At 69.8% G+C, this 12,551-nt stretch carries 11 protein-coding genes; 9 read left to right on the top strand and 2 right to left on the bottom strand.

Annotated elements, in window-relative coordinates; all coding sequences use genetic code 11:
- The 3 genes from VF522_RS13295 to VF522_RS13285 all read left to right on the top strand — a co-directional run.
- On the top strand, nt 1-1,397 hold a 1,397-nt coding region (locus VF522_RS13295; protein WP_330908753.1), incomplete at its 5' end, for an acyl-CoA dehydrogenase family protein.
- 4 nt (nt 1,398-1,401) lie between these two features.
- Entirely contained in the window at nt 1,402-2,355 is a 954-nt protein-coding gene (locus tag VF522_RS13290) for a glutathione S-transferase family protein (RefSeq protein ID WP_330908752.1), read from the top strand.
- Nucleotides 2,356-2,363: 8 nt separating this feature from the next.
- Nucleotides 2,364-2,906 carry a methylated-DNA--[protein]-cysteine S-methyltransferase gene (locus VF522_RS13285; RefSeq protein ID WP_330908751.1) on the top strand — a complete coding sequence of 181 codons (543 nt, stop codon included), beginning with the start codon at nt 2,364-2,366 and terminating at the stop codon, nt 2,904-2,906.
- Nucleotides 2,907-3,015: 109 nt separating this feature from the next.
- Here VF522_RS13285 and VF522_RS13280 read toward each other — a convergent pair whose 3' ends face one another.
- Nucleotides 3,016-3,771: a hypothetical protein gene (locus tag VF522_RS13280; RefSeq protein ID WP_330908750.1), complete on the bottom strand. Its 756-nt coding sequence runs from the start codon at nt 3,769-3,771 to the stop codon at nt 3,016-3,018.
- Between the two features lie 138 nt (nt 3,772-3,909).
- Here VF522_RS13280 and VF522_RS13275 point away from each other — a divergent pair, with 138 nt between their 5' ends.
- From VF522_RS13275 to VF522_RS13260, 4 genes are all read left to right on the top strand, one after another.
- A complete protein-coding gene (locus VF522_RS13275; protein ID WP_330908749.1) occupies nt 3,910-6,231 on the top strand; it encodes a Tex family protein in 2,322 nt (773 codons plus the stop codon).
- A 62-nt stretch (nt 6,232-6,293) separates the two neighbouring features.
- Nucleotides 6,294-7,223: a PEGA domain-containing protein gene (locus VF522_RS13270; RefSeq protein WP_330908748.1), complete on the top strand. Its 930-nt coding sequence runs from the start codon at nt 6,294-6,296 to the stop codon at nt 7,221-7,223.
- Nucleotides 7,217-8,356, top strand: coding sequence for a serine/threonine-protein kinase (locus VF522_RS13265; RefSeq protein WP_330908747.1), 1,140 nt, complete (start codon nt 7,217-7,219; stop codon nt 8,354-8,356). The genes VF522_RS13270 and VF522_RS13265 overlap by 7 nt, the downstream gene beginning before the upstream one ends.
- A 30-nt stretch (nt 8,357-8,386) precedes the next feature.
- Nucleotides 8,387-9,475 carry a phospholipase gene (locus VF522_RS13260; RefSeq protein WP_330908746.1) on the top strand — a complete coding sequence of 363 codons (1,089 nt, stop codon included), beginning with the start codon at nt 8,387-8,389 and terminating at the stop codon, nt 9,473-9,475.
- A gap of 51 nt (nt 9,476-9,526) precedes the next feature.
- Here the strand turns inward: VF522_RS13260 and VF522_RS13255 are convergent, their stop codons facing one another.
- Nucleotides 9,527-10,663, bottom strand: a complete 1,137-nt coding sequence (locus tag VF522_RS13255; RefSeq protein WP_330908745.1) for an iron-containing alcohol dehydrogenase — start codon at nt 10,661-10,663, stop codon at nt 9,527-9,529.
- A gap of 105 nt (nt 10,664-10,768) precedes the next feature.
- Between VF522_RS13255 and VF522_RS13250 the strand changes: the two genes are divergently transcribed.
- Together VF522_RS13250 and VF522_RS13245 are read left to right on the top strand one after the other, a co-directional pair.
- Nucleotides 10,769-11,683 (top strand): alpha/beta hydrolase, encoded by a 915-nt coding sequence (locus VF522_RS13250; protein ID WP_330908744.1) that lies wholly within the window; start codon nt 10,769-10,771, stop codon nt 11,681-11,683.
- Nucleotides 11,680-12,549, top strand: coding sequence for a YbgC/FadM family acyl-CoA thioesterase (locus VF522_RS13245; protein ID WP_330908743.1), 870 nt, complete (start codon nt 11,680-11,682; stop codon nt 12,547-12,549). Before VF522_RS13250 ends, VF522_RS13245 begins: the two co-directional genes overlap by 4 nt.
- Nucleotides 12,550-12,551: the final 2 nt, after the last annotated feature.

The raw sequence follows: 12,551 nt of genomic DNA, 5'->3' as shown, positions 1-12,551 counted from the left end.
CACCCCCTCCCCCTCCGGGGGAGGGCCGGGGTGGGGGCGCTGGGGGCGCACAGGGCGCATCCCCCCACGTCCTGCGCGCCGCCGGCTTCATGCTCTTCACCGAGCTGGAGCCCTCGGTCCTGTGCCCGGTCTCCATGACCTACGCGGTCACGCCGGCGCTGCGCAGCAACGCGGCCATCCATGCCGACTGGGCGCCGAAGCTCACCAGCCGCAGCTACGACCCGGCACTGAAGCCCTGGAAGGACAAGGCCGGCGTGACCATGGGCATGGGCATGACCGAGAAGCAGGGCGGCTCGGACGTGCGGGCGAACACCACGCGCGCCGAACCGGCCGGCAGCGACCACTGGGGCCAGCGCTACCAGGTGACGGGCCACAAGTGGTTCTTCTCCGCGCCGATGTGCGACGCCTTCCTGGTGCTGGCGCAGACGGCGAGCGGCCTCAGCTGCCTGTTCCTGCCGCGCGTGCTGCCCGACGGCACGCGCAATGCGATCCGCATCCAGCGCCTGAAGGACAAGCTGGGGAACAAGGCCAATGCGAGCTCGGAGGTGGAGTTCCACGGCGCAACGGCCTGGCTGGTGGGCGACGAGGGCCGCGGAGTGCCGCAGATCCTCGAGATGGGCACCATGACGCGGCTCGACTGCGCGCTCGGCACCAGCGGCCTGATGCGGCAGGCGCTGTCGCTCGCCTTGAACCACACGCAGCAGCGCATGGCCTTCGGCAAGCGGCTGGTCGACCAGCCGCTGATGCGCAACGTGCTGGCCGACCTCGCGCTCGAGAGCGAAGCGGCGACCACGCTGGCCTTGCGGCTGGCCCGCGCCTTCGATCGCCGCGACGACGCGCACGAAGCCGCCATCGCCCGCCTGCTCACGCCGATCTCCAAGTTCTGGATCTGCAAGCGCGGCAGCCACTTCGCCCAGGAGGCGATGGAATGCCTCGGCGGCAACGGCTACGTGGAAGAGGGCGGCGAGGGCGTGATGGCGCGCATCTACCGCGAGATGCCGCTCAACTCGATCTGGGAAGGGGCCGGCAACATCATGGCGCTGGACCTGCTTCGCGCCATGCGCAAGCCTGCCCCGGGCTCCGACCCGGGGGCCGATGCCGCCGCGGCGCTGGCGCAGGAGCTTGCGCCGGCCAAGGGCGCGCATGCGGCGCTCGACCGCATGGTGGCGAGCCTGCCCACGCGGGTGGAGGCCATGACCAGCGAAGTGGAAGCCCGGCGGCTGGCGCAGGACGTCGCGCTGACCGTGCAGGCCGCGCTGCTCTGCCAGGCGGCGCCACCGGCCGTGTTCTCGGCCTTCTGCGAAAGCCGCCTCGGCGGCGACTGGGGCCAGGCTTTCGGGATGCTGCCCGCAAGCACGGGTTTCGATGCGATCATCGCGCGAGCCATGCCCCGCTGAGCCCATGCACGACCTCATCCTCCACCACTATCCCAGCTCTCCGTTCTCCGAAAAGATCCGCCTGATCCTCGGCGCCAAGAAGCTGCCGTGGAAATCGGTGCACATGCCGGCGATCCTGCCCAAGCCGGACCTGGTGGCGCTCACCGGCGGTTACCGCCGCGCGCCCGTGCTGCAGGTGGGAGCCGACATCTATTGCGACTCGGCGCTGATCTGCGACGTGCTGGAACACATCCGTCCCGAGCCCACGCTGTACCCGCCGCACCTCAAGGGCGTCTGCCGCATCTTCGCCCAATGGGCCGACACCTCGCTGTTCTGGGCCGCCATGGGCTACAACCTGCAGCCGCGCGGCGTGGCGCACGTGTTCGGCAAGGCGTCGCCGGAAGCCGCCAGGGCCTTCGGCGAAGATCGCAAGGCGATGTCCGCCAATATGGTGCGGCTGCGTCCCGGCGACGCGACGTCGGCCTACCGCTCCTACCTCCGGCGCATCGCCAACATGGCCGACGAGCACGACTTCCTGTTCGGCATCGAGCCCTGCGTGGCGGATTTCGCGGCCTACCACGGCATCTGGTACACGCGCACCCAGGTGCCGGTGCTGGCCGACATCCTCAACACGACGCCATCCGTGGGCGAATGGGCCAATCGCATGGAAGCGATCGGCCATGGCGCGATGACCGCGCTGACGCCGGAGGACGCGATCGCCCTCGCGGCGGCGGCCGAGCCGCAGCCGCCGGGTTCCAACCTGCTGATCGACAGCGCCTTCCAGGACGACCACGGCTTCGCGCTGGGCAGCCGCGTGACGATCACCGCGGAAGCTTTCGGCAACGAACCCACCGAAGGCGAACTGATCGCCGCCACCCGCACGCACTACACGCTGAGCCGGCAGGATGCGCGCAGCGGCGCCGTGCACGTGCACTTCCCGCGCATCGGCTACGTGCTGCGCGCGGCTGCTCCGGCCTGAGGATGGCGATGGCCCGCGCGCTGGGCTGCTGCCTGTTCGACACCGCCATCGGCCCGTGCGGCGTCGCCTGGACCGCGGATGCGCTGGCGGCGGTGCAACTGCCCGAGACGACGCCTGAAGGCACGCGCGAACGCATGCTGCGCCATGCGGGGCCGCTGCCGGAAAGCGAACCGCCGGCCTTCGTGCAGGACGCGATCGCGCGGATCCGGAACCTGCTCGCCGGCGAACGCGACGACCTCGCCGACCTGCCTCTCGCCCTGGACGAGGTCCCGGAGTTCCACCGCAAGGTGTACGAGGTCACCCGCGCGATCCCGCCGGGCGAAGTGCTGACCTATGGGGAAGTGGCGCGTCGCGTCGGCGAGCCGGGCGCCGCGCGCGCCGTGGGCCAGGCGCTGGGACGCAATCCCTTCGCGCCGGTGATCCCCTGCCACCGCGTGCTCGCGGCCGGCGGCCGTTCGGGGGGCTTCTCCGCCGAGGGCGGGGCGCTCACGAAGCTGCGAATGCTGGAGATCGAGCAGGCCCGGTTCGGGGACGAGCCCGGGCTCTTTTGAGGGCGGCCGGTGGTAGGGTGGGCAAGCTTGCTTGCCCACCGTGGCGCCGGAACATCCATGGTGGGCAAGCGGAGCTTGCCCACCCTACGAAACGACGCGACGACCCGTATCAGAACCAGCGGCGCCAGCCGGACTCCGGCCGTCGCTCGCCATTCTCCGCCCGCGCGCGCTCTTCGTCGCTGCGCAGGTCGCGTTCCTCGCGGATGCGGTCGTCGCGCAGGCGTTCTTCCTCGCGCATCTGCGCCTGGTTCGCCTGCTGCTCGCGCGCCTGCTGCTGCACCTCCTCGCGGGCCTCGGCGTGTTCGCGCACGGTGTTCGGGCGCTCCACTTCGCTGCGCAGCACCGGCGGCGCGGCGCCGGCCACGGGCGCGGCACGGCCGTAGCCCATGCGCTCGAAGCGCGTCTCGAGGCGGTGCTCCATCTCGTTCAGGCGGGCCGACAGCGTGCGATTGATCTGTTCCAGCTGCGTGTTGATCTCGCGGCGGTGCTCCAGCCGCGCCTTCTCCAGTTCCGTCGCGGCGATGGAGTCGCGCTCGCGCAGGTCGCGCATGTGGTTGTCCATGTGGCCGCGCAGGTCGGTGAAGCGCGACGCTTCGGCCTTGTCGGCCAGCGCGCGCTGCGCCTCGAGTTCCTTGTAGTGGTGGCGCGACTCCAGCAGCGTGTGCGTGCGCATCGACGCGGCGCTGAGCGCGAAGACGACGACCGCCAGGGCCAGCAGGCCCAGGAGGATGGCGCCGAGCGGCGCGTCCATCATGATCGGACCGATCAGCAGGGGCGCAGGACGAACGATCTCGGACCAGTTGAGGGCGGCGAAGCCCGCGATGAGCAGGATCGCCACGACGAGCAATATGAATCGTGAGCGCATGGGGTCTCCCAGGAATGTTGTCAACCATTCTCTGCAGTGGAGCCGCAACACCTGTCAGCCGGCGCCCTGTTTGGCTGTGCGAGCCGTGTGGCAAACTCGCGCGCTTCCATCGAGTTCCTGAGCAGTTTGAGTCCCACGATGCAAAAGATCCTGCGGCAGATCGCCGCCGAACTCCGCGTTCAGGAGCGGCAGGTCGCCGCTGCCGTCGAGCTGCTGGATGGCGGCTCCAGCGTCCCCTTCATCGCCCGTTACCGCAAGGAGGCCACCGACGGCCTCGACGACATCCAGCTGCGCGAACTGGAGGCGCGGCTTTCCTACCTGCGCGAGCTCGAGGAGCGGCGCGAAGCCGTGCTCAAGAGCATCGACGAGCAGGGCAAGCTGACGCCCGCGTTGCGCGCGACCCTCGAGGCGGCGCCCACCAAGCAGGAGCTGGAAGACCTCTACCTGCCCTACAAGCCCAGGCGCCGCACCAAGGGCCAGATCGCGCGCGAAGCCGGCATCGAACCGCTGGCCGACCTGTTGTGGGCCGACCCGACGCGCGATCCGGCCGCCGAAGCCATGCCTTTCGTGAAAAAGGAAAAGGGCGAGGGCGGGGAAGATTTCACGACCGTGCCCGCCGTGCTCGACGGCGTGCGCGACCTCCTGTCGGAGCGCTGGGCCGAGGATGCGGTGCTGGTGCAGTCGCTGCGCGAGTGGCTGTGGACCGAGGGCCTGCTGAAGTCCAAGCTCACCGCCGGCAAGGACGAGAACCACCCCGACGTCGCCAAGTTCCGCGACTACTTCGACTACGACGAACCCGTCGGCAAGGTGCCTTCGCACCGCGCACTGGCGGTGTTCCGTGGCCGCGCGCAGGACATCCTGGAAGCGAAACTCTCGCTGCCGGTCGATCCTGAACCGGGCCAGCCCTCCATCGCCGAAGGAAAGATCGCGCTGCACCTGGGGTGGAGCCACGGCAAGCGCGCCGCCGACGACCTGCTGCGCAAGTGCGTGGCGTGGACCTGGCGCGTGAAGCTGTCGCTCTCCACCGAGCGCGACCTGTTCTCGCGGCTGCGCGAGGACGCCGAGAAGGTGGCGATCAAGGTGTTCGCCGAGAACCTGCGCGACCTGCTGCTGGCGGCGCCCGCCGGCCCGCGCGTCGTCATGGGCCTGGACCCCGGCATCCGCACCGGCGTGAAGGTCGCGGTGGTCGACGCCACCGGCAAGCTGGTCGACACCTCCACCGTGTATCCGCACGAACCCCGGCGCGACTGGGCCGGTTCGCTGCACACGCTGGCGCTGCTTTGCAAGAAGCACGGCGTGAACCTGATCGCCATCGGCAACGGCACGGCGAGCCGCGAGACCGACAAGCTGGCCGCGGACCTGGTCAAGGGCCTCGGCGACGACATCCAGCGCGTCGTGGTGAGCGAGGCCGGTGCCTCGGTCTACTCCGCCAGCGAATACGCATCGCAGGAAATGCCCGACGTGGACGTGAGCCTGCGCGGCGCCGCCTCGATCGCGCGCCGCCTGCAGGATCCGCTGGCCGAACTGGTGAAGATCGAGCCCAAGTCGATCGGCGTCGGCCAGTACCAGCACGACGTGAACCAGAGCGAACTGGCGCGCACGCTGGACGCCGTGGTGGAAGACTGCGTGAACCGCGTCGGCGTGGACCTCAACACCGCCAGCGCGCCGCTGCTGTCGCGCGTTTCGGGCCTGTCGCCTTCGGTGGCCAGGGCCGTCGTGCAGTGGCGCGAATCGAACGGGGCCTTCCGTAACCGCCAGCAACTCCTGCAAGTGAGCGGCCTCGGTCCCAAGACCTTCGAGCAGAGCGCGGGCTTCCTGCGCATCCGCGACGGCGAGAACCCGCTGGACATGACGGGCGTGCACCCGGAGACCTATCCGGTGGTGGAAAGGATCCTGGAGGCGGCGAAGAAGCCGGTGAAGGACCTGATGGGCCGCGCCGACATGCTCAAGACGCTCAAGCCGGAGCTGTTCGCCAACGAGAAGTTCGGCGTCATCACCGTCAAGGACATCCTCGGTGAACTGGAGAAGCCGGGCCGCGATCCGCGTCCCGACTTCAAGGTCGCGCGCTTCAACGACGGCGTGGACGACATCGCCGACCTGCAGCCCGGCATGGAACTCGAAGGCACGGTGAGCAACGTCGCCGCCTTCGGCGCCTTCGTCGACCTCGGGGTGCACCAGGACGGCCTGGTGCACGTGAGCCAGCTGTCCCACAAGTTCGTCACCGATGCCCGCGAAGTGGTGAAGACCGGCGACATCGTGAAGGTGAAGGTGCTGGAAGTCGACACGGTGCGCAAGCGCATCAGCCTCACGATGAAGCTGGGCGCGCCGGTGGGCAAGCCGGGCGGGCCGCGCGAGAACCGCTTCGAAGGCGCGGCACGCGGCCAGCGCGCACCGAACAACCCGGCGATCGGTTCGGCGATGCAGGGCGCTTTCGCCAAGCTGCAAGGCTTGCGGAAATAGCCTGTAGGCAGTCTCGTCTCAGATTGTCACAATAGGGCGATGCAGGCGAAACGACAACAAGGATGACGGCGGAGGCGGGCCAGTTCCCACTGGTGGCGAGCGTACTTTCCCTGCGGATGCGGGGCGTCGGCGACGATGCGGACAAGCACGCGAGCCGACGCGAACAGCTGGTCGCCACCGCCCGGAAGGCGCTTGCGGCCTGGTCCGAGGACCGACGTGTGGTGCTGGAAGCACCGGACGGCCTCGCGTTCGTCGGCGATGTGCCTCCGTCCGTCGCATTGCAGGCGGCAAGCATCCTGGCCCGGGACGAGGCCCAGGCGTCGCTGGGCATCGGCCTGCACCACGGCGCCGTGCAGGTCGTGGACGAGGGCGGCACCGCCCGCATCCGCGGTGAAGCGCTCGACACCGCGTCGGCGCTCGCGAGCGTCACCGCCACGCATCCGATCGTCGCGTCGCAATCCTTCCGGGACCGCGTCGCGGCCTGGGCGCCGCGCGCCGCGGAGGACCTGCGGCCCGCCGGCGAGATGATCGACGAGCAGCTGCGCAAGCACCCGATCTTCGTGTTCGATGCGGGCGCGGCGCGGGGCCGCTCGGTGCGGCGCCATGTGCTGGCCGCAAGCGGCATCGTGCTGCTGGTCGGCGCGGGCTTCGGCGGCCGTGTCGCGCGCCAGCGCTACGAGGCGGCACGCCGTCCGGCCATCATCCACCTGGACATCAAGCCGGCCGGCGAAGTCTTCATCGACGGCGAATTGCACGGCACCACGCCGCCGATGCTGGACCTGAGCCTGCCGGCCGGTCCGCACTCGATCGAAGTGCGCAGCGGCCGCTTCCCGCCGCTGCACCTGGACGTGCAGTTGCAGCCCGGCGAGGAGCTGCAGTTGAAGCACAGCTTCGCGGCGCTGCCGGCGCCGCAGCGGCGTGCGAGGACTAGGGACAAGGAACCGGGCTCGCTGGTGGACCAGCTGAAGGACCGCTGGAAGAAGATATGGTGAGCACCACCCTGGAACGACCCCTGCCGTTCACGCACCTCGGGCGCTATCGCGTGCTGCGCGAGCTCGGGCGCGGCGCGATGGGCGTGGTGTATCTCGCCGAGGACGACTCGCTGCAGCGCCAGGTCGCGATCAAGACCCTGATGCTCCCGGACGAGGAGAGCGAGCGCAACCACCTCGAAGCGCGCTTCCTGCAGGAAGCGAAGGCGGCCGGCGGCCTCAACCATCCCGGCATCATCACCATCCACGACCTCGGGCGCGAAGGCGATTACCTGTACATCGCCATGGAGTTGCTGGAGGGCACCGAGCTGCGCGACCGCATGGCGGCGGGCATGCTGCCGATGCACGAAGGCGTCGACATCGCCGCGCAGGTCGCGGCGGCGCTCGGTGCCGCCCATGCGCGCGGCGTGGTGCACCGGGACGTGAAGCCGGGCAACATCATGCTGCTGCCCGACGGCCACGCGAAAATCATGGACTTCGGCATCGCACGCATGCAGAAGTCCAACGTGCGCACGCAGAGCGGCACGATGATGGGCTCGCCGAAGTACATGTCGCCGGAGCAGGTGGGCGGCCACGCGGTGGACCACCGCACCGACATCTTCTCGCTGGGCTCCATGCTCTACGAGCTGGTGACGGGCGTGCCGCCTTTCAGCGGCAACAACCTCGGCCAGCTGCTCAACACGATCCTGCACGGCACTCCGCCGCCGCCCAGCCAGTTCCGCGCGGGTGTCCCGCCGGCGCTGGAGGCGGTGATCGCGCGGGCCATGCAGAAGAACCCCGCGGCTCGCTACCAGGACGCGGCGGAGATGGCCCGCGACCTCGCGCAGAGCCGCACGATGATCAACCGGACGCGCAGCGCGGCGGCGGACGCGACCCAGACGATGGCGGAGCCCTATGCGGCCACGATGATCGCCGCGGCGGCTGCGGTGGCCCTGGCCGAAACGATGGTGACGCCCGCCCCGGCGGGCCTGTCGCCGTCGCCCGATTTCGATTCCGCAGCCGGCCTCAGGCGGCTGAAGGAAGTGCCGGCGGAACCGCCGCCGAAGCACGGCAGGCAGCGCCGCTACGGCTGGATCGCCTGGCTGCTCGCCTATGGTGCAGCTGGCGCCGGCGCGCTCGCGATCGCCTTGCGCTGAACCGCGCGCGCGCCTCCTAGAATCGGGCGGATGCGAGCTTTGCGCATCTACGCCGGGCCGGTCGCCCGGCGCCATCTCGAACAACATGGTTTGCGGCCCGCCGACGTCGGCATCGTTCCCGCTGCGGCCGGCGGTCCGAAAGGACTGATCCTCGGTCCCCTGGACCGTTTCGTCTTCGGCCAGTGGCTGCCGCAGACCGACCACACGATCCACCTCGTGGGCGCCTCGATCGGCGCCTGGCGCATGGCGACGGCCTGCCTGCGCACATCGGTCCAGGGCTTCGAACGGCTGGAACGCGACTACATCGCGCAGGACTACGAGGTGCCGCCCGGGCGCAGGAACCCGACCGCCGCGCACGTCTCGCAGCGCTTCAGCGAAAGCCTGCATGCGTTCTACGGTGGGCGCGTGCAGGAAGTGCTCTCGCATCCGCGCTTCCGCCTGCACGTCGTCACCGCGCGCGGCCGCCACGTGCTCGGGCGCGAGCACCGCATCGCCACGCCGCTCGGCTATCTCGGCGCCTTCGTCAGCAACACGCTGCACCGCAAGGCGATGGGTGCCTGGCTGGAGCGCGTCGTGTTCTCCGCGCCGGAATCAGGCAATGCCTGCCCGCTGCCTTTCGGCGTCGACGACTTCCCGACGCGGCAGGTCCTGCTGACCGAAGAGAATTTCCATCCGGCGCTGCAGGCCAGCTGCTCGATCCCCTTCGTGCTGCAGGCGGTGCACGACATCCCCGGTGCGCCGAAGGGGGCGTACTGGGACGGCGGCATCACCGACTACCACCTGCACCTGAAGTACGACTGCGGGCCGGGGCCCGGCCTGGTGCTGTATCCGCATTTCCAGAAAGCGGTGATCCCGGGCTGGCTGGACAAGGCGCTGAAGTGGCGCCACGGCGCGACGGCGTTCCTGGACCGCATGGTGGTGCTGGCGCCGGATCCGGCGTGGATCCAGTCCTTGCCGAACGGCAAGCTGCCGGATCGCACCGACTTCGCGCGCTATGGGCTCGACCTGCAGGCGCGCATCCGCGACTGGACGCAGGCGGCCTCTGCGAGCCGGCAGCTGGCCGACGAATTCGCGGCGTGGCTGGAGAACCCGGACCCCGCGAAAGTGGAAGCCTTGTAGGCTGGGGTGGAACCCCAGCGACGCGCGAAGCGCTGGGGTTGCACCCCCAGCCTACATCGACTCCTCGAGCATCCGCACGTAATCCTCCCGGCTCGCTTCGCGCGGATTCGTCTTGTGGCAATGGTCCGCCAGCGCGCCCTTGATGATGTCGTCGTACTGCTCGCGCTTCACGCCCAGCGCGGCGAGACCCGAAGGCAGGCCGAGGCGGGCGTTCATGTCGCGGATCGCTTCGGGGATGTCGCCGCCGGACTTCAGTCCCATGGCATGCGCCATGCGCTCCAGCCTGCGGTCTTTCTGCACCGAGGGCGCCTGCGCGTTGAAGCGCACCACCGCCGGCAGGAACATCGCGTTCAGGGTGCCGTGGTGCAGGCGCGGGTCGACGCCGCCCAGGCTGTGGCTCAGCGAATGCACGCAACCCAGGCCCTTCTGGAAGGCCATCGCGCCCTGCATCGACGCCGCCATCAGGTTCAGCCGTGCCTCGCGGTCGCTGCCGTCGCGGGTGGCGCGTTCGATGTGGCCCCAGCCGCGCTCGAGCCCATCCAGGGCGATGCCGTCGGCCGGCGGATTGAAGGCCGCCGACATGAAGGTCTCCATGCAATGCGCGATGGCGTCCATGCCGGTGGCGGCGGTCAGCTTCGGCGGCAGGCCCAGGGTGAGTTCCGGATCGCAGATGGCCGTCTTCGGCACCAGGTGCCAGGAATGGAAGCCCAGCTTGCGGTGGTCGTCGACGATGATGATCGCGCCGCGGGCCACTTCGCTGCCGGTGCCGCTGGTGGTCGGCACCGCGATCAGGGGCGCCACCTTCTCGGTGATGCGCGGCGAGCCGCCTTCGATCGTGGCGTAGCGGGTGAGGGGCCCGTCGTGCGTGGCCGCGATGGCGACGCCCTTGGCGCAGTCGATCGCCGAACCGCCGCCCACCGCGACCAGGCCGTCGCACCCTTGCGCGCGGTAGATCTCGCTGGCGGCGCGCACCGCGGCTTCGGTCGGATTGGACGGCGTCTGGTCGAAGATCGCATGGGGCACGCCTTCGAGCGCATCCAGCGCCTTCTGCAGCACGCCCGCCGCCTTCACGCCCTGGTCGGTCACGATCAGCGGCCGGGTGATGCCGACGCGCTGGCACTCCTGCTTCAGCAGCCCGATGGCGCCGTAGTCGAACTGGATCTGGGTCACGTAGTAGATGAAGGCCATGGAGTCCGTCCCTTACGATGGGAACCTGACTTTAAGCCACGCACGCGCACCGCCGCCGCCCCACGAGTGACATTTCTTCCGCAGTATCCCGAACTGACACCGGCCATGCGTTCGGTGCTGGAGCGCATGGCCCGGGCCGGACACCGTCCGCTGTACAGCTTGTCGCCGCAGGAAGCGCGCACGGCCTACGAGGCCGGCGCCGGCGTGCTGGAGGTGTCGAGGCCGCAGCTCGCGCGCGTGCAGGATCTCGCCGTCCCCGCGCGCGACGGCACGAGCCTGCCGGCACGGCTGGTCGCGTCCACGACGCAGCCAGGGCTGCCGGTGCTGCTGTACTTCCACGGCGGCGGTTTCACCATCGGCAGCATCGCCTCGCACGACACGCTGTGCCGCGTGCTCGCGCACCTCTCCGGCTGTGCCGTGCTGTCGGTGGGTTATCGCCTCGCGCCGGAGCACCGGTTCCCGACGGCGGTGCACGACGCCTGGGACGCGACCGCGTGGCTGGCGCGCGAGGGCGGGACGCTCGGGCTGGACACCGCGCGCATCGCGCTCGGCGGCGACAGCGCCGGCGGCACGCTCGCCACGGTGTGCGCCACGTTGGCGCGCGACGCCGGTATCGAGGTTGCCTTGCAGCTGCTGTTCTACCCGGGCTGCGCCGCGCGCCAGGAAGCGCCATCGCACGCGCGCTACGGCGAAGGACTGGTGCTGGAGCAGGCGCACATCGAATACTTCTTCGGCCAGTACATCGCCGACGCCGGGCGCGACGACTGGCGTTTTGCCCCGCTGAACACCCCGGATCTCGAAGGCGTGGCACCCGCGTGGTTCGGCCTCGCCGAATGCGATCCGCTGGTGGACGACGCGCTGCACTACGCGGATACACTGCGCGCAGCCGGTGTCGCCGTGGACCTGGAGATCTACCGCGGCGTCACCCACGAATTCATCAAGATGGGCCGCGCCCTGCCGGAAGCCCGGCAGGCGCATGCGGACGCCGCCGCGGCCCTGCGACGCGCCTTGCATTCATGAAGAGAGCAGATTTCCGTTTCTTCCACCGCCTGCGGGTGCGCTGGGCGGAAGTGGACATGCAGAAGATCGTCTTCAATGCCCACTACCTGATGTACTTCGACACGGCCGTCGCCGACTACTGGCGCGCGCTGGCCATGCCTTACGAGGAAGCAATGCAGCAGCTGCAGGGCGACCTCTTCGTCAAGAAGGCGACGGTGGAGTTCAGCGCTTCCGCGCGCATGGACGACCGGCTGGACATCGGGCTGAAGTGCGGCCGCATCGGCAATTCGTCCCTGCAGTTCCTCGGCGCCATCTTCCGCGGCGAGGAACTGCTGGTCACCTGCGAGCTGGTCTACGTGTTCGCCGATCCGGCGACGCAGACTTCGCGGTCCGTGCCGCAGGCCTTGCGCGAGACGCTCTCCGGTTTCGAAGCGGGCGAGCCCATGGTGCGGGTGAAGACCGGCAGCTGGTCCGAACTCGGCGAGGACGCGGGGCGCATCCGCACCGAGGTGTTCGTGAAGGAACAGCGCATCCCCGCCGACCTGGAGTGGGACGAGGCCGATGCGACGTCGCTGCATGCGGTGGCCTACAACCGCCTCGGCCAGCCGGTCGCCACCGGACGCCTGCTGCCGGCGGAGCAGGGCACGGCCAAGATCGGCCGCATGGCGGTGCACCAGGTGCTGCGCGGCTGCGGCGTCGGCGAACAGGTGCTGCGGGCACTGGCCGACGCATCGGCCAAGCGCGGTGACGGCGCGATCGAGCTGCATGCGCAGCGCACGGCGCAGTCCTTCTACGCGAAGCTGGGTTTCGCGCCTCGCGGCGAACCCTACGACGAAGCCGGCATCCCGCACATCACCATGACTCGCGCGCTGCCGCTGGCGTGCTGACG

The sequence above is a fragment of the Ramlibacter sp. genome, assembly GCF_036383835.1.
Lineage (GTDB): Bacteria > Pseudomonadota > Gammaproteobacteria > Burkholderiales > Burkholderiaceae_C > Ramlibacter.
This window is presented reverse-complemented; position numbering and strand designations above follow the sequence as displayed.

Bases quoted from the DNA above. Each gene is read 5' to 3' on its own strand.
- VF522_RS13290 (WP_330908752.1), top strand. From the start codon at position 1,402: ATGCACGACCTCATCCTCCACCACTATCCCAGCTCTCCGTTCTCCGAA.
- VF522_RS13285 (WP_330908751.1), top strand. From the start codon at position 2,364: ATGGCCCGCGCGCTGGGCTGCTGCCTGTTCGACACCGCCATCGGCCCG.
- VF522_RS13280 (WP_330908750.1), bottom strand. From the start codon at position 3,771: ATGCGCTCACGATTCATATTGCTCGTCGTGGCGATCCTGCTCATCGCG.
- VF522_RS13275 (WP_330908749.1), top strand. From the start codon at position 3,910: ATGCAAAAGATCCTGCGGCAGATCGCCGCCGAACTCCGCGTTCAGGAG.
- VF522_RS13270 (WP_330908748.1), top strand. From the start codon at position 6,294: ATGACGGCGGAGGCGGGCCAGTTCCCACTGGTGGCGAGCGTACTTTCC.
- VF522_RS13265 (WP_330908747.1), top strand. From the start codon at position 7,217: ATGGTGAGCACCACCCTGGAACGACCCCTGCCGTTCACGCACCTCGGG.
- VF522_RS13260 (WP_330908746.1), top strand. From the start codon at position 8,387: ATGCGAGCTTTGCGCATCTACGCCGGGCCGGTCGCCCGGCGCCATCTC.
- VF522_RS13255 (WP_330908745.1), bottom strand. From the start codon at position 10,663: ATGGCCTTCATCTACTACGTGACCCAGATCCAGTTCGACTACGGCGCC.
- VF522_RS13250 (WP_330908744.1), top strand. From the start codon at position 10,769: ATGCGTTCGGTGCTGGAGCGCATGGCCCGGGCCGGACACCGTCCGCTG.
- VF522_RS13245 (WP_330908743.1), top strand. From the start codon at position 11,680: ATGAAGAGAGCAGATTTCCGTTTCTTCCACCGCCTGCGGGTGCGCTGG.